The sequence below is a fragment of the Acidithrix sp. C25 genome (genome assembly GCF_904848545.2).
Genome location: NZ_CAJHCI020000006.1, coordinates 1,541,310 through 1,561,061, shown reverse-complemented (window position 1 = coordinate 1,561,061; position 19,752 = coordinate 1,541,310). Strand labels below are relative to the sequence as shown.

Below are 19,752 nucleotides of genomic sequence, written 5' to 3'. Positions count from 1 at the left end.
TGAAGTTGGTTTAAATGTCCTTTGAAGTCAAGATGGATATTTATGAGGGACCCATTGGCCTATTGCTCTCTTTGATCCAAGGGCAGGACCTAGATGTCTATCAATTGTCTATCTCTAAGTTGGTGAGCGACTACCTTGTGGAGATCGAGAGGCGCAAGGCGATAGACCTTGAAGTAGCCACGGAGTTTTTATTGGTAGCTGCTACTTTGTTGGAGATTAAATGTAGGCGGTTATTCCCGAACCTTACCGCTTTAGATGATGAAGAAGAGATTGCTTTCTTTGAAGAGCGTGACCTTCTTCTGGCGCGTCTGCTTGAATGCAAGACCTATCGAGATGTTTCTTTAGTGATTGCGTCGCTTTTGGAGGTTGGGGGAAGAAGGCGATCTCGAGATGCTGGATTTGGGATCGAGCTCTCTCACTTGGTCGCCGATCCCTTGGGTAAGGTTTCTCCAGACAAGCTAGCTCTCGTCTATCGAGAAGTGGTTTCAAGACAACCCAAGGAGAGTCTTGGTCCGATCCATGTAACGCCGCTTCCCAAGGTTTCAGTAGCCCAAGCTAGAGATAAGATCTTGGCTCGATTGACCCTCAAAAAAGAGGTACCTTTCGATGAATTGATTGAGTTTTCTTCTCATCGAATTGAAATTGTAGTGATGTTTCTTGGGCTTTTGGAGCTCTTCAAATTGGGCAAAATTGAGATATCGCAGGAGGGAAGCAGTTCTCCAATTTTGCTTTCGGCTCGACTACTGGTTTAGCCATGCGGTTCTCTGGGTCAAAGTGGTCTCATGTAATGGGTGCAAACTAGGATAAGTGGTACCATTACCCGAGTTCTCGGGGCCATGCAAATGTAAAAATGATGAATTTGAAGTTGGCTGGTTGAACTCACGATTAAATAGCACTCCAGATTTGCTGGAACCTCGAAGGTATAGACATTGTCGGAATTTGAATTATGCGCGATTGTAGAGGCTATATTGTTCGTGGCAACTGAACCAGTTACCGTCGATCAGCTCTGTCGAGCTAGCCGTTATGACCCCAGCCAGATCCGCGATGCGATCGATACACTAACGCAAAAGTATGATGATAGCGTTTCCGGCGTGGAATTAGTTGAGGTAGCTGGAGGATTTCGTCTTTATACTAAGCCTACTTTGAACGAATATTTGAAGAACTTCTCTGATGACGTCAATGAGTCTAAACTTTCGGGTGCAGCTTTGGAAACTTTGGCAATAGTCGCATATCAGCAACCCATTTCACGAGGAGCCGTATCCACAATTCGAGGGGTTAACTCAGATGCAGTCATGAGACTATTGGGGGTGAAGGGCTATATAGCTAGCGTGGGAAGAGATTCTGGTCCGGGATCGGCAGTGCTATTTGGAACGACAACCTTGTTTTTAGAAAAAATTGGTCTGGGCTCTTTGGGCGATCTTCCTCATCTGGCGGACTTTACCCCACCAATTGAGATAGCTGAGGCCTTCGAAGTTACCTTGAGAGAGGAGGCGTAACTTGTCAGACTTTTGGGATGGACTAAAAGATCTAGGGATTACAAAGGACAATATCGACGACTCTAGTAGCCGCATACGTCTTCAGAAGGTGATTTCCCAGGCTGGACTTGGGTCGCGCCGTCACGCCGAAGAACTGATTGTAGCGGGCCGCGTCATGGTCAATGGTGAAGTAGCCTGTCTGGGAGATCGCGCTGACCTTGATTGCGATACTGTAATGATTGATGGCGTCCCAATTATGGTGAATTCGTCGAGAGTTTACTATTTGATTCACAAGCCAAGGGGCGTGGTTTCGACGGTGCGTGATACTCATGAGCGACCGGTGGTGATCGATTTGGTGCCCTCGACTCCGCCTGTCTATCCCGTTGGCCGTTTGGATTCCGATTCCGAAGGGCTATTGATACTGACCAACGACGGGGAATTTACCAACCGCTTGACACATCCAAGATACAAGATCGAAAAGGAATACCTTGTGGTATTGGATCGTCCGGTTCGTCGCGAACATGTGGTGAGCCTAAGAAAAGGCGTCGAATTGGAGGATGGTATTACCCTTCCAGCTCAAGTGAATGATCTAGGAAATGGTGCGCTCCGTATTGCCATTCGTGAGGGCCGAAACAGACAGATAAGGCGAATGCTAGCCGTCTTGGGGTACGATGTCGAGAGATTGATCCGCACCCGCATTGGTCCGTTGTCGGACTCCAAACTCATTCCGGGCGATTTTCGCAAATTGGAGGAGATTGAACTTCGGTCTCTGTGGGCGGCTGCGTTGGAAAGTGACTAAAATTTTTCGAATGTCAGTCAGAGCACTTCGTGGAGCAACAACAATAGATAGAGATAGCCGTGAGGAGATCATCACTCGTACCAAAGAGTTATTGGGAGAGATGTTTTTGCGCAATGAGGTTGATAAGGACCAGTTGATTTCGATACTCTTTACTGGAACTCCCGACGTACACGGCGCATTTCCAGCGGCTGCAGCGCGAGAGCTTGGCTATGGCGACGTGCCACTAATGTGTGCTCAGGAACTTTCGATTGATGGCGGAACACCCCTTTGCATTCGGGTCATGGCCCATATTGAAACTACGAAGGCTCGAGACGAGCTCCGACATGTCTACCTTTGGGGCGCGAAAGGGTTGCGCGACGATCTTCCAGCCTAGAGATCATGAGCCTTTGGGCTTTAATTTCTAGCTAGGGTGAATCCGGGGTCGCTACTTCGTAGTCTACTTTCCTCCTTCTGGAAACGATTGAAGATAACTTTTGCTTTGCCATTAGCCATATGGTCGTGGATTTGACGTGCTGTTTTGCTAGTTTTTTGGCCAGATTGGGCCACTATCGATTTTTATAACTTATAAATTTTTGTCAGGAGATGTCCCTATGAAGGCTGTTGTACGAGGTGGGATTGGCAACGAGGCCTCGGTGTCGGTTCCTGGAGACAAATCGATCTCACATAGAAGTCTTTTACTCTCTCTCTTGGCGAGCGGGACGTACTCAGTAGATGGCCTATCTAGTGCTCTCGATGTCCTCGCAACTAAGGATATTGTCGAAACCCTAGGCGTTCATATCTCTCAAGAAGGTTCCAGAATTATCCTTAGGGGGGTTGGCTTTGATATATCTGAGCCCAATGACTTCTTAGATGTTGGCAATTCGGGTACACTGATCCGCCTAATATCTGGAGTTCTTGCGGGCAGTGAGGGTAATACATTCTTTTTGAAGGGTGATTCTTCGATTGGAAAGCGTCCCATGGGTCGCGTGATCGACCCTTTGACAAAGATGGGGGCGAAGATTATTGGTAGAGGTTATTCAACCCTTGCACCTCTTGGAATAGTTGGCACTAAGTTGCACGGTATTGACTATGAGATGCCAGTGGCTTCGGCTCAGGTAAAGTCTGCCATCTTATTTGCAGGATTGAACTCTTCGGGGACTACCACTTTGGTAGAGACGGTTCCAACACGGGCCCATACTGAAGAGATGCTCAGCCAATTTGGCGCAAATCTAGAAGTGACCAGGACCCCAACTGCAAATAAAATCTCGATTGAGCCATCTAAATTGCGCCCAATCGACATCAAGGTTCCAGGTGATCCCTCTTCGGCTGCCTTTTTTGTTGTATTGGGACTGATAGGTCAATGCTCAATAGAGGTTACGGACGTATATTTGGGACCGCAACGCGATGGATTTTTAAAGACTCTGATCTCTATGGGTGGGCGGATTGACCTTAGCGATAAGGGCAATGGTTTGGGTGATATTAAATCTTATCCTAGTGAATTGAGTGGAGTAGTAGTTGGGCCAGATGGCACCCCCGATCTTATCGATGAGGTTCCCATTCTTGGTGTAGCTGCGGCCATGGCGCGCGGGAGAACTGAGTTTTTAGGTGTTGGGGAGTTGCGACATAAAGAGAGCGATCGAATAGCCACCACCTGCGACATGCTCGCCTCTTTTGGGGTAGATACTGGTGAGTTAGATGGAGGGTTTTATGTCGATGGCATTGGCCATGATCCATCCAAAGGCGTCTTAGAAAGCAATGGATTCGTTCAAGAGCCACGTGTCGTTGTAAGTCACTATGACCATCGGATAGCGATGTCTGGCGCTATTTTAGGTGCCCTAACTCAAGGGGAGACTTACATTGAGGGTTTTGAATCGGTTGAGACCTCTTTCCCTACCTTTGTTTCGGTCTTTAGATCTTGTGGCTTTGAGATCGAAGTGCGATAGGCGACATTACGTTGCTCTTTTGACAAGTTTTAGCGATTGGCTCCATTTGGCCTTTAGCGGAGTATCCTTTTTAAATTTTTTATGCGATACTGCGTGGGTTCCATCTCCAACTATGGATACAAATAAAAGAAATCACATATTAGATTGCGCCGAGGCGACAAGATCGATGATCTCTGTAGTTTTGTGACCTTAACCTCTAAGAGATGGGGATTTGAAACTAGTTCTCTCATTAAACTACAACGGTGCTATTAGCTCACAGAGGTAAGTCCCAGATCGGAAACCACCTCTCAAGGTCGGCTTCTAGGACGATATCGTCTTTGATTATCGCTTGAAGAGAAAGCTCGCGCTCATTGTCTCGTCGCTCGCCTCTAAGTGGTGCAAATGGGTAGAAGGTCCCGCGTTTATATAGATAGATGAGATAAACGCGCTGTGCGCTATCGCGATCGGTAAAGGCAAAGACGGAACAGAGCAGCTGTGGCCCAAAGTTGTTTGACTCTAAGGTGGAATTGACCGCATGGATTGCGGTCGTTAGAGTTTCAAGGTTGTCGGCTTCAATCGTTACCCATTTATAGCCCATAGAATCGATTGTCTCAACCGGAGGTTTCTGACCGTCATCTTCCATCTCAAGGATCGCTTTAAAGTCCAAAGTGGTGTTGGCGAATGCGCTTCCAGATGCTGGTTTGAAACAGACCGAAGCTTTGTTGGTGGATATCAAATTAGCTGAAATTTCAAGCGTAATCCCTGCCGCAGGCAGTGCAAAAAGATTATCTAAGTTAGCCTGAGCTGGAGCAGTGCGCCCAAGTATGATGTCGCGAAGTTTTCCCAAACCGGTGCCTTTCTAAAGAGCCGATGCTATATCGATATTCTATTCCTTATCTTCATTCGGGCAAATGTCATTCTCTAATGAAGAGTGGCCAAAATGGGATAGTTTTTCCCAACTGATTAGAGATGCATCTTCCCATGGTCCCCCTAGGTGTCAAAGCAGTCGGATGTGCGGCTGGTTTGTGGTTGTCTATGGGTCCAAGTAAACCCGCTATTTCTTCGATCCCTATTTCATCGATCTGGGGCCTACTTTGTGGCTCTACTTGGAAAGATTTTCAAGGATCGGATGACTTTTCACCTAATTCGAGCTAGCGTTTATCCAATCTGATTTGCCATAATCTCGATTATCAAAAATTATGGCGTTCGAAGTTCAAGTGGCTCTTTGAAGCCTTTGATCCCAAAAATCACGCCAGCTTTAACCTATTTGGAGGTGACAGCGTTTTGCAAGGTGACAATGTAACCTTGCTCCAAAAGTTGCTTGCCACGCAGTTATAAAATGAAAAACTATTGCATCAGATCGCGTTCGAGTTTGTCCAACTGAGCGATTCTCTTTTCTAGACTCGGATGCGTTGAGAAAAGTCCGCTCATGCTATTAGGGCTAATCGCTGGAGCGAAATAAAAGGAGTTGAAGGCAGAGGCGCTTCTTAGGTCTCGAGTTGGAATTCGGCCCATCTCTCCTGTGATCTTGATCAGTGCTGACTTGAGATTTGAGGGGCGCCCGATCAGGATCGCTCCTGATCGATCTGCAGAGAGTTCGCGGTATCTAGAAAGTGCCCGAGTGATTAGAAAGCTAACGGCATAGACGACTACCGAGACAACCAGAATCAACATTCCAGCATTTCCCTGGTTATTGTTTCCGTTACCCCTTCTGTTGCCACCTCCGCCTATACCTCCACCGGTCCAGAGTTCGATTCGAGTAAGAAAACCAGCTACCATGCCCAAAAATGATGCAATGGTCATGACTGCGACGTCGCGGTGGGCTACATGCGAGAGTTCATGAGCAAGCACGGCCTCTAGTTCCTGCTCGTTTAATCTCCTCATGAGGCCAGTAGTTGCGCACACCACTGAATTTGATGGGTTGCGACCGGTGGCGAATGCATTTGGCATATCATTTCGAGCGACTGCAACTTTAGGCTTTGGCATATTGGCCAACGCGCATAGGCGATCCACTAACGCGTGCAACTGAGGCTCTTCTTCCCTGGTTACTATCTTTCCTTTCATAGATGCTAAAGCAATCTTGTCGGAAAAGAAGTACTGCACGAAGAGAATCCCGAAGGCAACGACTGCTATAAGCGAGAGTGAGAGCTTGAGCATTAAAAGCACTGCGATAAAAATTACGTAAACCAACCCGAGAAGGAATACAGTCAATCCCATTCTTGCGGTAAGGCCTCTGTCTTTTGGAAATTTTGATTTTGCCACACCAATATTCTTAGCCCGAATTCTTCAGGAATCGATCGAGTTTTCTGAGTTCTTTCTGAATAGTTTGTTTTTGAAGATTGGCATCATCTTGGCTCTATCTGTCCAAAGGGATTGTGTGGTTTTACCTTAGGTCCGTCAAGGTCGCCTGTTTCCATCATAAATCAGAGGTATTTTCCTCATGAGCGAATAGTTTCGTATTGTGGAAAATGTTGAGGACTGGCATGAAAGATCGATAGCGATTGATGGAATGGCGGGTACAGGTAAGTCCACTTTAGCTCGATTGATCGCCCAAAAGGTGGGTCTCGCATTTTTGGATACTGGTGCAACTTATCGCTCAATTGGCCTTTTGGCGATTCAAAATGGGCTGGACTTAGATGATGGGGCCGCCGTCTGTGAACTCGCTAAATCGGTGGTACTTTCTTACGTCGATGGCAGGATGTTTCTAAATGGGTCCGATGTCTCTGGAGCCATTCGCACCCCTGAAGTATCCGAGGCCGCAAGCCAGATAGCAGTACATCCTTGCGTTCGGGAGTTTTTGAGTAGATGGCAGACAGATTACGCTCAAAGTCATGGAGGGGCCGTTCTAGAGGGTCGAGATATTGGGACCAAAGTGCTTCCAAAGGCTAAATTCAAGGTGTTTCTAGTGGCTAACCCGGAGGTCCGCCTCGCGAGGCGACAAGAGTTGACGTCTGAACAGCTTTCCAAGCGCGATTTGCGCGATTCGAAGAGAGTTCATAGTCCCCTAGCTATTGGAGACGATGCGATTGAGATCGATACATCTAATCGAACTATCGATGATCTTTTGGATGAATTGGTCACACTCTATGGGAACCGTTTCGTTTAGATAACGGCCCCTTGTCGGATTTTGTTTATAAGCTTCGTGCGCATCCATGACGTGCTGGTCATGCGCTAGAGTGTTGCTAGGTTTGGGAAATTTGCCCATATCTCGGGAGGTTGTCTTTTGGATGATTTGATGAAGGTTGGCGACTTTGAAGTTCGACTTCATACGAGTGCAGTTGATAGCGGTCTGTATGCAACAGCGACCTCAATTTTGAATGTCGTCAATCGTCTTTACTTTCGATTAGAAATCAAAGGTGATCTTCCACTCCCAGAACCACCCTACATAATAGCGCCAACGCATCGTAGCTATCTCGACACAATTTTGATGGCATCATTGACGCGAAGGCGTCTTCGCTATATGGGCAAGGAGGAACTGTGGAAGTATCCTTTTCTAGCAAAGGTGATGGGAAGTATGGGAGGGATTCCAGTCAGTCGCGGTACTCCTGATCGCAATGCCGTTGAGGCTAGTATTCGGATATTACAAGCTGGACAGTCGCTAGTTTTATTTCCCGAAGGAACTAGACGCCACGGGCCAATCGTTACCGACCTGCTCGATGGAGCAGCCTATATTGCACTTAAGGCCCGAGTTCCAGTTATCCCAATTGGAATTGCAGGCAGTGAGGGTGCAATGTCTAAGGGTGCCAAGTTTCCTCGTCCCGTGAAGTGCATCATGTCTATTGGGCCAGCAATTTTAGATGGAGTCGAGGGCGACCCTGATCAAAAGCGCATAGCTCGATCTCGTATTCGTGTCTTGACAGACAGACTTAGGAATGATCTTCAAGCGCAATATGATATGGCGCTAGAGGCCCTTGGGCAGCAGTCGGGAAAGCTTTAGCAATTGAATTTTGACTAAATTTTACTCCCATTGCGAGGTAGTTCATTGAGTAATAGCTGAGATTTGTAATTCAAAGTGACCCATCAATTGGTTTTTCTTTTGGGCTACCCGATAATCTGACGCGCCTAGAGCGGTTGTGGTTGTTTTACGGTTGTGGTTGTTTTAGTAATCCAAACGGTAAATGAGGCGAGAGCGTTGATCAAACGATTAGGAACTATCTCGTGGCTTCCAAAGGATGCTGTTCTTTGATAGGACTGTATTTGGGGGACTATTTTAGTCTGGAGTAGCTAGCAAGGATTAGGGAGTCGGGACATATTCGAAGCTCTAAATGCTACTATGGCTGGCATCTTTTGGTGTGTTCATCGCCTTTATCTTTAGGTAATCGACAAGGCGATCGTTATTGGCTACGATTGCCTATAAGTGCAATTGTTCGCCAATAGGTGCCATCTTCTCTAAATCTTTTACCAGAGATAGCAATACCTGCGCCGACTAGGACGATTACGTGAAAGATATCTAGGATACCGCCCGGAATGGAGATGTCGCGTAGGACGACTAATCCAAGTAGGACCAAGGTGTAGATCACGTAGCTCGAAATCATGATAAAGGTTGATGCGAGTAGGATGAAGTTATAAAGATCTAGATCGAGCTCACCTCTTACCCCGGATAACAATAGCAGGGCAGCTCCTGCGGTGACGCTTGAGAGTAATATGAAGATTTCATAGGCTGAGTTCGAATGACTCATGTAGTTCGTCTGTGAAAAGATAACCCACCAAGCAAAGACGATTCGGGCTATCGTTTGATTGCGTTCGCCCTTGAGCATCGAAATCACTACTTCCTCCTTGAACCGTTGGTTGAGAGCGTGCTGATTTGAAAATATCCAACAAAGCCACTAGGTCGCCTAGAGACAACCGTGGTTTTAATCTTTATTATTTTAGAATCCTATAGCCTTTGGTACCATTAGTTGATTCAAGGAAGAAGTTTAAGGATCACGTTTTCTTCGTATTAACCAAATGACCTTTTTGGCTTTGCGAAGGTTTGCCTAATTAGCGGCTCAAAGTGGCTTAGAGGTTGAGTGGGGTAGGTAGGATCAAATGAATTTTGATCCCATTTATCCGCGAAAGTTTCACCAGTTGAAAACCATGCTTCGTCGCGGTAGCCTTCACGAGCATCTGGATTGCCTCCGAAATATTCGAAATAGTGTCGGCCTTGGAACTCTTGGTGGGTTCTAATTACGTTGTATACGTCCTCGTCTACGTAAGGACGAAGGATTTCAGCCGCAATTTGAGCATGGTTAGCCACAGAAATTGCTTTACCAATATCATGACAGAGCGCAGCGACAATCATTTGAGGTTCTGCTTTATCCTCTTCAGCGCGCGTTGCAGTTTGCAGGGAGTGGGTAAGTTGGTCGACAGAAAATCCATCGACGATATCTTTTAGCGAATTTAACATCGTCAATATCGATTGAGCGACCCTTGGTTGATTTTTGGAGGTTTCGTGGCCTATCGCCATCCATTGGTCTTTGTTGGATGAATCCATGGCGCTGAAAGTATTATTGAGTGAACTGGTCGTAGTCTTTTCATCCGTCGTAGTCTTTTCATGCATATGTAAATTATGCATCAACTGTCTAATCCGATGTGGCTCATTGGCTACTTATTGACCACGGAAATCATTTATTTGTTCGGCTCGATGAGACTCGATCTTCGAAATGATGAGACTTTATCTTAGAAATTGAATTGCTCCGATCATGAGTTACTGGTATCGGTTCACTGTTTCGCCTTTTTAAGGCGGTAAAAGGCGAAACAGTGTAGCTTCCGTTAGTTGGGGTGAATTTGGTGATAGCGATTAATTTATTACAGACGACGCGGAGATTGATGAATCGTTATCTAAGGGGAAGTAAGCGGGCTTGGGAGCCCCGAAGACAAAGGCGCTAACCAATGTGAGACTTCGTAGAAATTCTCTTAGTTCTCGTGGAGGCGGGAAATATTCATCTTCGTCCACCACGGCAACTTCTTCGACTCCTTGAATTGGGGCTAGTCGTTCGATTACCTTTTGGATAAGGTCCTCTGGGGCTGAAGCGCCTGCTGTAATCGCAACGACACCATGAATATCATCTGGAAGCTCGCTTGCAGAATTGACCCGTAACACCCTAGCGTCGGTAACCTTTTTGGCCACCTTTTCAAGTGCGATGGTGTTCGAGGAATTCTGCGAACCGATAATAATTGTTGTTTGTGCTAGCGGCGCAAGATGCCTAATGGCACTTTGGCGATTTGTGGTTGCAAAACAGAGATCACTTTTGCCAGGCATCCAAAGACTCGGGTAAAGCTCGCTGGCGCGATCAGCCATCTCTCTCCATTCGTCCAGAGCTAGCGTTGTTTGGGCGATGAGCGCGACTGACTCCGATTCGATCGTCAAATCCTCGAGTTCCGCGATGGTTTCAATGAGTTTCACATTTTCAGGCGCTACCGCCTTGGTCCCAAGTGCCTCATCGTGGCCGTGATGGCCGATATAGATTATCTCAAACCCCTTGTTTGCTCGCGTTTTTACTTCGTGATGTACCTTTGTTACAAGTGGGCAGACTGCGTTTATCGAGATGCTGGCGATCGAACGTGAAGACTCAACGATTGAAGGCGCACTTCCATGTGCGCTTAACATTATTGGTGCGCCATTTGGAACATCGCTAGGGTCATCCACGAAGATAACTCCTTGTTCTAAGAAACGATCTACAACAATTTTGTTGTGTACTATCTCGTGGTAGCAGTAGACTGGAGGGTCGAAGACGCGCACCATCCAAGAGAGGGCTTTGATTGCCATCTCGACTCCTGCGCAAAAACCTCTAGGCTTTGCTAGTAAAACTTTTTCAACGGCCATACGCTAAATTCTAGCCCAAGGCAATAGGTGTCTCGAATTGTCGAATCCAATAGTGCTCTCAGTAGCGAAGAATTCCCCGGCGGCATTGGCAGGTGTTATACCTGGCGATGAGCTAGTGTCGATTAATGGTCAGGTTCCAACCGACGTCATAGCCTATCAGATGCTAGTAGAAGAGTCAGATGTAGCTCTTTTGATCGATCGAGGTGGTATTGAGTTCGATTTTGAGATAGAAAAGCTTGCCGGAGATCCATTGGGAATTGAGGTATCCTCCGCGATATTTGATCAGGTTCGGACCTGTGACAACCATTGCGAGTTCTGCTTTATCTATCAGTTGCCAAAGGGAATGCGAAAGACGCTCTATATGAAGGACGATGACTATCGACTTTCGTTCCTTTATGGAAACTTTACAACGCTAACCCGTTTTACAGAAGCTGATTTAGAACGGGTAATTACTGAGAAGCTTTCACCGCTCTTTGTCTCGATCCATTCAACGCATCCAAAGCTACGGACTGAGCTTTTGCGAAACCGCCGTGGTGCCACCTCTTTGCGTTGGCTAGAGGCACTTTTAGAGGCGGGTATAGAGGTTCACGGTCAGCTTGTGATCTGCCCAGGTGTGAATGATGGTGCTTTTTTGCACGAGACTCTTATATCGATTTTGGATCGTTTCCCGAAATTGGTGAATGTAGCTGTTGTGCCCTTAGGCGTGTCACGCTTTTCTAACGAGGGGCGGATGCGCCCACATACCCAGCAAGAGGCGCTCTCGGTGGTTGAAGCTATCGATTCGATGCAGAAAGTTTTTTTGGAACTACTTGGACGAAGGATGGTTTACGCCTCTGATGAATATTACATTCTCGCCCAGGTGCCACTTCCTAAGTATGAAGATTATGACGATTTTTCACAACACGAGAATGGAATTGGTATCGCTAGAGCATTTGAGGCAGCCTTCAACGGAAATAGTGACGCAGCATTTTCTGTGAAGTCGGGCTTTTTCTCTTGGGTAGAAGGTGCCCCAAAGAGTGGCTATCGTGCACAGAGGATCACCGATCAGATCGGAGTCTCGGTGGGAGTTCCGCGCAAAAGGAGTGACCGTCGAATCGCGATTTTGACTTCGACTTATGGTATGGCAACCCTCCCAGAGGTAGTCTCGCCTAGATTTCCTAATGTTGAATTCTTAGAGGTACGCAACGACTTTTTCGGAGGCAATATCGGTGTTGCGGGTTTGATGGTCGGAGAAGACATCAAACGAACCATTTCAAAAGCGTCAAAGTATGATTTGTATCTCCTTCCAGATGTGGCTCTCTCTGAGGATATCTTTTTAGATGGCACCTCCGTGGATGAGATAGACGCACCTATTCGCGTTGTGGCGACCGATGGCATTGCTCTTCGGGGTGTATTGGAGGAGATCTATGGGCACAAAGGTGTACCAAAGGGTGAGTTTTTAGCTCGATAGTTATCGAGCTTTATTAATTGGAAGTTATAAATTCCAAGGCGAGAAGTTTCAAGGAGCGTTAATGTTTAAAGTGGCAGTCGTGGGACGGCCAAACGTCGGTAAATCGACGCTTGTAAATCGTATAGTGGGTAGACAGGATGCCATCGTTGAGGAACGATCAGGCGTTACAAGAGATCGCAAATCTTATGTTGCGGCTTGGCGGGGCCATAGTTTCGAGTTGATCGATACAGGCGGATGGCTTGAAGCCGGCGACGCCCTTGAGGTAAAGATCTCAGAGCAGGCGCGCTCGGCTATGGCCGATTGCGACATAGCGCTCTTTGTGGTGGACGCTGCAGTGGGCATAACTAGCGAGGATGCTGATGTCGCGGAACTGCTTCGTCGTATCTCTAAGCCAGTCATAGTCGTAGCTAACAAGGCAGAGTCTGAGTCTCGTCGCTTTAATTCTTGGGAATTTGCAGCGCTTGGCTTTGACGATCTAATTCCAGTATCTGCGTTGCATGGTGTAATGACGGGAGACCTTCTTGATGTGCTCATAGATCGACTTACTGAGAATGCGCCTGAGGGCTCTATCGATCTTGATGATGGCGAGAATAGCGAAACCGATGTCGATGACGGAATCTTCTCGGTGGCAATTGTGGGACGGCCAAATGTGGGTAAATCGACTTTGTTCAATCGGATGGTTGGTGATGATCGAGCCGTAGTCCACGATATGCCAGGTACTACCACCGACACAGTGGATACGGTCATCGAAACCGACATTGGAGTACTTCGGTTCTTAGATACTGCAGGAATGCGTAGGCGAGCAAAAGAGGCAAGTGGAACCGAGTATTACTCTATGGTGCGTGCGCTAAAGGCTATAGACTCAGCCGACGTAGCGATTTTGGTGGTTGACGGCCAAGAAGGTGTTACCCATCAAGATCAAAGACTCGCTGAGCGTGTAGATGCTGCAGGTAGTCCCGTGGTGGTCGTTTTGAATAAGTGGGAAGACCTCTCCTCTGAAGACAAGCTGATCCGTGGCGAGGAGGCCGAAGAGAAGCTGGCATTCCTCACCTATGCTCCTTTTATTAGGATTAGTGCCAAAACTGGTTTGGGAGTCCATCGAATTCTTCCTGCAGTCCAAAATGCGATCGTTGCCTATCGTCGACGAATTCCAACTCGTGAATTGAATGTGGCTATCTCTGAGTTTCAGACTGTACATCCGCCTAAGGGAACAAAGATCCTCTATGCTGTCCAGGGTGCGACTGACCCACCTACCTTTACTCTCTTTTCGTCGAGACCGATAGATGCTGGTTATATGCGCTATCTCGAGCGTAAGTTGCGAGAGAGATTTGGCCTCGGCCCAACTCCTATAAAGATGAGGGTTCGTCGTCGTTCCGACTGATTAACTTGATCTATTAATGTTTTCAATTGCTTTGTAACTTTGTTGGCTGCTACATTGATAACTTCATATGGAGCTTTCACCTAAGGGGAAGATTTGACAAGTAGACCACTTGATATGGATAAAGTTCGCTCGGAGATTAGAACCGGAAATAGCGAGCGATCCAAAGCCAAGCTCGAATCTAGCGGACGCCTTTACGTGCGCGACCGTACAGCGCTCCTTTTTGATCAGGGCAGTTTTGTCGAGGATGGCCTCTTTGCCAATGTTTCATCCAACTCTTTGCCTGCCGATGGTGTCGTAACCGGCCTAGGTGAGATCGATGGGCGCAGAGTTTGCGTGATGGCGAATGACTCTACAGTGAAAGCTGGATCTTGGGGTGCACGTACCGTTGAGAAGATAATTCGAATTACCGAGACTGCGCTCCGTTTGGAACTACCGATCGTTTATCTGGTCGATTCTGCTGGTGCGCGTATCACTGATCAGGTTGAGCTTTTCCCGGGTCGACGTGGAGCTGGACGGATCTTTTATAATCAGGTGCAACTTAGTGGGAAGGTACCCCAGGTCTGCTGTCTTTTTGGCCCGAGTGCGGCCGGAGGTGCATACATACCTGCTTTTTGTGACGTTGTCTTTATGGTGGAAGCCAACGCTTCGATGTACCTCGGTTCACCAAGGATGGCTGAAATGGTGATTGGAGAAAAGACTACATTAGAAGAGATGGGTGGCGCTCGCATGCATGCAAGTGTCTCGGGCTGTGGCGATAATCTGTTTGATTCCGACGAATCAGCGATTGCCGCTGCTAGAGAATACCTTTCTTATTTTCCGACCAACTTTAGAGATACTCCTCCAACCTATTTGAGTGAGCCCCCAACGCTGGAGCTCGAGAATGACTTCTTCCCGGAGCTATCCACGGCTGGGTATGAGATGCTGGATGTGATCGAGCGATTGGTCGATGAAGGTAGCTTTTTTGAGGTAAAGCCTCTTTTTGCGCCTGAATTGATCGTAGGCTTGGCTCGACTCGATGGCAAGTGCATTGGGATTGTTGCAAATAATCCCGCCAGCCGTGGTGGAGTTCTCTTTGTGGATTCCGCCGATAAGGCGGCAAGATTTATCTGGATGTGTGACGCCTTCAACATCCCTCTTTTATTTTTAGCTGATGTGCCAGGGTTTATGATTGGTACAGCAGTCGAGAGACAAGGCATTATTCGCCATGGCGCGAAGATGATCGCAGCGGTATCAGAGGCTCAGGTCCCGAAGGTGACCGTCATTGTAAGAAAGGCCTACGGGGCTGGACTCTATGCCATGGCCGGACCCGCTTTTTCGCCCGAGGCAACCATTGCTTTGCCGGGCGCAGAGATCGCGGTCATGGGCCCTGAAGCTGCGGTGAATGCAGTCTATGCCAATCATATTGCTGGAATTGTAGACCCAGTCGAGCGGGAGCAATTCATTGCACAAAAGCGAAGCGAATATGTCGCTGACGTCGATCTGTATAGACTTGCGAGTGATTTGGTGATTGACGACATAGTCAGTCCAAGTGATCTGCGCAGTGAGTTGATTGGAAGATTTGACTGTGCCATTGGAAAGCCAAGGTTAGATGTGCCAAAGCACCACGGCGTTCATCCGGTATAGAATTTGCTCTCAGCCCAAACCATCCTGACAAGGTTTTCTTGTAGTTCCGATCTCGGAGGAAGTAGGATCACTGTCAAAGTTATTATTTATGTAGGTGAGTTTTTTGGCTTGGTGTGAAACATGTGCGAAGTTTCAAGAGGACGACAGAATTCCGCGTAATGGCCACTGTCCGGTTTGCGACACTCCTATTGTGAAGCCGAAGAAAGCTCCATGGCACTTCAAATTACTAGTGGTGGCCACCGCGATATATTTGGTCTATCGCTTGGTTCAATTGATTATTTGGTTGCCCCATCACCTCTAATTGCACGGTCGCCTGATTTAGCCTGATAATTACCCTGGACTTTCCATTCCAGTAATTTTTTGCTTAGCTCATGAAGTTCGATTGCGGTATCGACTGATTTTTGTGTCGGTAGAAAATAGCCATTTGTTGGGTGGTGATCGGCTAGGCATGCTGACCAATAGAAGGTATAAGCGTCATTAGCTTGGTTATAGCGTTTGTAATTATTTTGTCAAAAGTGATCGCCTGATTTTAGAGCGTAATCTACCATTTTTGAATATTTTATGAAGCTTTGCAAAGAGGATGTAGGCTTGAAACATCCTGGATCGATCTGCTCGAATTAATAAGTCGGCTGCTAAATAGGCTTAGTTAGTTAATCTTAGAACGCAATTGTGCAATTAATGGATCGTCTGAATTGTAGGTTTGTGGATTTTAATTGCCTGATATGGTTGTAATTTGCTTGATACTATCGGCAAACATATTCAAATTCGGATATTTATTTAATTGAATAATTAAAAATTCGTTTACTTGATGATGTGCTATGCCGATTATCGAAATATGTTTGGTAAATCGAAAGAGACTGTAGATGTCGGACGGCTCGAAGCTGTCTTGGACTTGGTAGATAACATTGTTATGCTCTGTGACTCAAGCCGTGAAAATACAATCATTTATATGAATAAGGCTGCTTCGTCAACCATGGTAAAGTACCATTCCAAGCTCACCGAGGCGTTACCACACTCGGATCTAGCGCACGCGATGGGAAATTCGATTCATCAATTTCATAAGGATCCGGAGCGGGTTCGGCGAATACTGGGCGAGATGGGAAGTGGATCAAGCTCAGAGCACGTTGCCGATATTCCAATGGGCAATGATATCTACTTCCAGACTAAAACCTATCCCATATGGCATCCCCAGAAAAAGGGTGAGCTTTTATGCTACATGGCCTGTTGGACTGATATTTCAACTCAGCGTGCCCTTGAACGCACACAGCGGTCCCTTGAACTTCAACGTACCGGAAGTATAAACGATAAAGTCTCAGCTATTGCTGCTGCGTTGGAAGAGATGAGCGCTACTGTAGCTGAAATTGCTAGGAGTTCTCAAGTAGCTAGTGATTCTTCGATAAAGGCGTCAAGCGTTACCTCTGAATCTAAAGTTTTAATACAGAGTGCAAGTGCGGCGATGCGGGATGTCGCTTTGAGAGTTAAAGATACAGCACATATAATTTCTGAGCTGGGTACTCAATCTGAAGAGATTGACTCTATCGTCTCTTCCATCAAGAGCATTGCCGAACAGACGAACCTCTTGGCCCTAAATGCCGCGATTGAGGCAGCCCGGGCGGGGAGCGCTGGCAAGGGATTTGCAGTTGTAGCTGACGAAGTGCGACAGTTGGCGGAACGATCCAGAATCGCAGCTACGGAAATTACCGAAAAGATTAGGATGATCCGAAATGGCACGTCGGCCGCAGTAACGTCGATCGAATCATTTACAAGCAAGGTTGCCGAATCCGAGGCGTCGTCTGCTCGGGCTGATAATGCTTTGTTAGAGATATTTGAAGACGTGGCAAGCGTTGGTGATATGGTCTCGCAGATCGCCGCGGCAGCCGAGGAGCAGAGCGTTGCATCTTCAGACATATCACGAAACCTAAATCACATTCTAAGTAGTACCTCGAACGAAGAGATAGAACATTCTACTCAATCAACCTCTCCAGTTGATCGCTTTGGGTACAAAGGGTCCTCTAAATCTTCCATACACTGAAGTTTCGCCTACGTTTGGTTGTTGCTAAGTTCTGCTAAGGTGTTACCTGGCGAACTTAGCGCTTTAGGGATCGTTCCGAGAGTGGATGCGAATTTCCTCTGTTGATCCTCATGGTTGGTAGTCTGCTTGATGAAGGCTCGCGATACCTCTGTTTTGTGGTCTAGGCCTTTAGAGTGCCTGGCGACAATCGCCCTGAGCGCTGGCGTTTGACAGATTATATTCATGAATATTTATCTCGGCGGATCGATGAAAAAGGGAAGATTTTTTAGTTTAAATCGCAGTTTGATTAGGTCGGAACTTATCTTTTGGTTGAGCGTCGTTCTCACATCGATCATCCTATTTTATTATGTTCGGCGCGTCAATCAATCTGATTTTCTTGTCTTCCTGCATGCGGCACGCGAGATTTCGAGGGGTCGGAGTCCATATCCGCCCGTGGGATCGCCGGTTACTTATTCGGGATCTAGCTATGTATATCCCTATTTTGTCGCATATCTCCTACAGCCATTGGGTTATTTTTCCAACTATCTAGCCTCAATGATCTTTGTTTATCTCTCGATTTTGTTAAATGCACTCACTATTCGTTTTTCAGTTGGGGCTAAACCTTTGGTCGCCGTAGCCCTAATGGTCTCTAGCCCGTTCGTGATTGCCATCCAGATGGGTACATTGACTCCAATTCTGATCTTTGGGATGGTTTTTGTTTGGCACTTTAGAGATCGGCTCAAGATAGTCGGTGGCTTTGTATTGGCTGGCGTCGCAATGTCAAAGCTCTATCTGGCTCCTCTTTTGCTTTTTCCCATTTGGACTAAACGGTATTCTTTGACGATTTCGTCATTGACTAGCTCGATACTTCTATTGGGTATTGGCTTTGTAGTTGGGCCCCTCTCACCTCTTGGATTTGCCAAGATGTTGTTACTTCTTTCGGGCCATGAGACGCTTCAGGGTTGGTCGTTGACTCGGTTGATGGGAACTCTCGTAACAAGCCATATTTTACGCGATCTATCGGTTGGAGCAGTTGCTGGTGGAGTGATATTTGTAGGGCTTGGAATTTATCGCAAGACTAAGGACGATTCCATCCTCTTTGTCGCCTTGATTGCGGCATCTTTGGTCTTGACACCGATTCTATGGAGCAGTTATCTTCCTATTTTGCTTGTTCCGATCTTGATCAAGAGGAGAGATCCGCTCTTTTTGGTAGTTGCAGGCACAATTGGTACATTGTTGGTGACCCCAGATCGCGGAACCCTTGCAGTCAATGGATTTCAATTCTTAATAGAATTTACCTCTTTGGTTTTGGCTTTTCGAATCTACATTAATTCTAGAGTCGACTTATTGGGAGAGGCTTTTGGCAAGCGCTTATTTCTGGCCGTGAAGCGACTTCCTTTGCGGTCGGTGGTGCCAGGGGTCTTTCTCATTTTAGGATTAGTAATTTTGATGGTGGCTTCTCCGGTCTTGATGCCGGATGTGCTTGTGCAAATTGGAGTGTTTAGCGTCTTTGTGATTGCAATACTGGATTCGCTTCGAGGTTCAGGTTTCAATCTTTCCGAAAGTGTAAAGGGTGGTTTTTTGTCTTCTCGTCGCCGTCCTGGCCTTCCTACGGGCTAAGATGTTGTAACTCAATGAGTTCGGGCTGTGGCGCAGCTTGGTTAGCGCGCTTGACTGGGGGTCAAGAGGTCGGAAGTTCAAATCTTCTCAGCCCGACCATAAATGTCCAGGTTAGATGGCATAAATTTTCCTCTTTCATCACGGACGCATCTTCTGAGCGAATCCTCTTTAGGCGAAAGCTATATAGCCACATCTTTTACGCTACGACCAGAATCAATTACCCTATGGGCTGCCTCTGTTTTGAACTTCAAGGTGAAGTTCCTCTTATTGATTGCCATAGTGAAATTCTTTCATTCAACATCGTATGTTGAATTGTTAGGTGTCTACTAATTCTGGTTGACCTCACAAGTACTAAGTACCGCAATTTTAGACAGACTGTTACATCACTGCCACGTTATAAACATCAAGGGCAACAGCTAACGGCTCAAGGATCGAATCAAACAAGGAATCTATACCAATCCACAAACTGGTGACAACGTGAAGAAAGGTGAAGAGGTGGAAAAATGAAAACTCGAAGTCAACACTAGCGATACCTAAGCGAACCTGATCCGGTCTCAAATGATTTCCAATCGGTTCGGGGGTTACAAATACCGAAGAACCAATACCTATTTCAAAACGTTACAGAATTATCTCAGCTGGGATCACTAGAGCGAACCCGAGAACCATTTCATAACGTTACGGAACTAT

17 protein-coding genes, 1 tRNA gene and 1 pseudogene are annotated in these 19,752 nt (G+C 46.8%); 14 read left to right on the top strand and 5 right to left on the bottom strand.

Going from position 1 to position 19,752, the window contains the following annotated elements:
- Positions 1 to 14 precede the first annotated feature (14 nt).
- From ACIDITHRIX25_RS75735 to aroA, 5 genes are all read left to right on the top strand, one after another.
- Positions 15 to 752 carry a segregation and condensation protein A gene (locus ACIDITHRIX25_RS75735; protein ID WP_052605668.1) on the top strand — a complete coding sequence of 246 codons (738 nt, stop codon included), beginning with the start codon at positions 15 to 17 and terminating at the stop codon, positions 750 to 752.
- A gap of 177 nt (positions 753 to 929) precedes the next feature.
- Positions 930 to 1,496 (top strand): SMC-Scp complex subunit ScpB, encoded by a 567-nt coding sequence (gene scpB / locus ACIDITHRIX25_RS75730; protein WP_052605669.1) that lies wholly within the window; start codon positions 930 to 932, stop codon positions 1,494 to 1,496.
- Between the two features lies 1 nt (position 1,497).
- On the top strand, positions 1,498 to 2,274 hold the full coding sequence (locus ACIDITHRIX25_RS75725; protein ID WP_201732914.1) for a pseudouridine synthase: 777 nt from the start codon (positions 1,498 to 1,500) through the stop codon (positions 2,272 to 2,274).
- The gene (aroH, locus tag ACIDITHRIX25_RS75720) at positions 2,267 to 2,647 is read left to right on the top strand and encodes a chorismate mutase (RefSeq protein ID WP_235347737.1); all 381 of its coding nucleotides are present in this window, start codon (positions 2,267 to 2,269) and stop codon (positions 2,645 to 2,647) included. The genes ACIDITHRIX25_RS75725 and aroH overlap by 8 nt, the downstream gene beginning before the upstream one ends.
- Before the next feature lie 217 nt (positions 2,648 to 2,864).
- The gene (gene aroA / locus ACIDITHRIX25_RS75715) at positions 2,865 to 4,196 is read left to right on the top strand and encodes a 3-phosphoshikimate 1-carboxyvinyltransferase (protein WP_201732913.1); all 1,332 of its coding nucleotides are present in this window, start codon (positions 2,865 to 2,867) and stop codon (positions 4,194 to 4,196) included.
- Between the two features lie 253 nt (positions 4,197 to 4,449).
- On the opposite strand, the gene pspAB is transcribed toward aroA, so the two are convergent.
- Together pspAB and htpX are read right to left on the bottom strand one after the other, a co-directional pair.
- The gene (pspAB, locus tag ACIDITHRIX25_RS75710) at positions 4,450 to 5,022 is read right to left on the bottom strand and encodes a PspA-associated protein PspAB (protein WP_052605672.1); all 573 of its coding nucleotides are present in this window, start codon (positions 5,020 to 5,022) and stop codon (positions 4,450 to 4,452) included.
- A 500-nt stretch (positions 5,023 to 5,522) separates the two neighbouring features.
- Positions 5,523 to 6,437: a zinc metalloprotease HtpX gene (htpX, locus tag ACIDITHRIX25_RS75705; protein ID WP_249685664.1), complete on the bottom strand. Its 915-nt coding sequence runs from the start codon at positions 6,435 to 6,437 to the stop codon at positions 5,523 to 5,525.
- Positions 6,438 to 6,636: 199 nt separating this feature from the next.
- On the opposite strand from htpX, the gene cmk reads away from it, so the two are divergent.
- Positions 6,637 to 7,281, top strand: a complete 645-nt coding sequence (cmk, locus tag ACIDITHRIX25_RS75700; protein ID WP_201732912.1) for a (d)CMP kinase — start codon at positions 6,637 to 6,639, stop codon at positions 7,279 to 7,281.
- 129 nt (positions 7,282 to 7,410) lie between these two features.
- Positions 7,411 to 8,112, top strand: coding sequence for a lysophospholipid acyltransferase family protein (locus ACIDITHRIX25_RS75695; RefSeq protein ID WP_052605675.1), 702 nt, complete (start codon positions 7,411 to 7,413; stop codon positions 8,110 to 8,112).
- Positions 8,113 to 8,509: 397 nt separating this feature from the next.
- Here ACIDITHRIX25_RS75695 and ACIDITHRIX25_RS75690 read toward each other — a convergent pair whose 3' ends face one another.
- From ACIDITHRIX25_RS75690 to ispH, 3 genes are all read right to left on the bottom strand, one after another.
- Entirely contained in the window at positions 8,510 to 8,941 is a 432-nt protein-coding gene (locus ACIDITHRIX25_RS75690; protein WP_052605676.1) for a hypothetical protein, read from the bottom strand.
- A gap of 173 nt (positions 8,942 to 9,114) precedes the next feature.
- Positions 9,115 to 9,729, bottom strand: coding sequence for an HD domain-containing protein (locus ACIDITHRIX25_RS75685; protein ID WP_201732911.1), 615 nt, complete (start codon positions 9,727 to 9,729; stop codon positions 9,115 to 9,117).
- A 225-nt stretch (positions 9,730 to 9,954) separates the two neighbouring features.
- Positions 9,955 to 10,980 carry a 4-hydroxy-3-methylbut-2-enyl diphosphate reductase gene (gene ispH, locus ACIDITHRIX25_RS75680; protein WP_052605678.1) on the bottom strand — a complete coding sequence of 342 codons (1,026 nt, stop codon included), beginning with the start codon at positions 10,978 to 10,980 and terminating at the stop codon, positions 9,955 to 9,957.
- Between the two features lie 37 nt (positions 10,981 to 11,017).
- On the opposite strand from ispH, the gene ACIDITHRIX25_RS75675 reads away from it, so the two are divergent.
- The 7 genes and pseudogenes from ACIDITHRIX25_RS75675 to ACIDITHRIX25_RS75645 all read left to right on the top strand — a co-directional run.
- On the top strand, positions 11,018 to 12,430 hold the full coding sequence (locus ACIDITHRIX25_RS75675; RefSeq protein WP_201732910.1) for a DUF512 domain-containing protein: 1,413 nt from the start codon (positions 11,018 to 11,020) through the stop codon (positions 12,428 to 12,430).
- A gap of 61 nt (positions 12,431 to 12,491) precedes the next feature.
- Positions 12,492 to 13,811 (top strand): ribosome biogenesis GTPase Der, encoded by a 1,320-nt coding sequence (gene der / locus ACIDITHRIX25_RS75670; protein WP_052605680.1) that lies wholly within the window; start codon positions 12,492 to 12,494, stop codon positions 13,809 to 13,811.
- 114 nt (positions 13,812 to 13,925) lie between these two features.
- Positions 13,926 to 15,434: an acyl-CoA carboxylase subunit beta gene (locus ACIDITHRIX25_RS75665; RefSeq protein ID WP_201732970.1), complete on the top strand. Its 1,509-nt coding sequence runs from the start codon at positions 13,926 to 13,928 to the stop codon at positions 15,432 to 15,434.
- A gap of 835 nt (positions 15,435 to 16,269) precedes the next feature.
- On the top strand, positions 16,270 to 17,466 hold the full coding sequence (locus ACIDITHRIX25_RS75660; protein WP_201732909.1) for a methyl-accepting chemotaxis protein: 1,197 nt from the start codon (positions 16,270 to 16,272) through the stop codon (positions 17,464 to 17,466).
- A 222-nt stretch (positions 17,467 to 17,688) separates the two neighbouring features.
- Positions 17,689 to 19,065: a glycosyltransferase 87 family protein gene (locus ACIDITHRIX25_RS75655; RefSeq protein ID WP_201732908.1), complete on the top strand. Its 1,377-nt coding sequence runs from the start codon at positions 17,689 to 17,691 to the stop codon at positions 19,063 to 19,065.
- A gap of 21 nt (positions 19,066 to 19,086) precedes the next feature.
- A tRNA-Pro gene (locus ACIDITHRIX25_RS75650) sits at positions 19,087 to 19,164 on the top strand.
- A gap of 237 nt (positions 19,165 to 19,401) precedes the next feature.
- A pseudogene (locus tag ACIDITHRIX25_RS75645) lies at positions 19,402 to 19,485 on the top strand (ATP-binding protein); the annotation flags it as partial.
- Positions 19,486 to 19,752 lie beyond the last annotated feature (267 nt).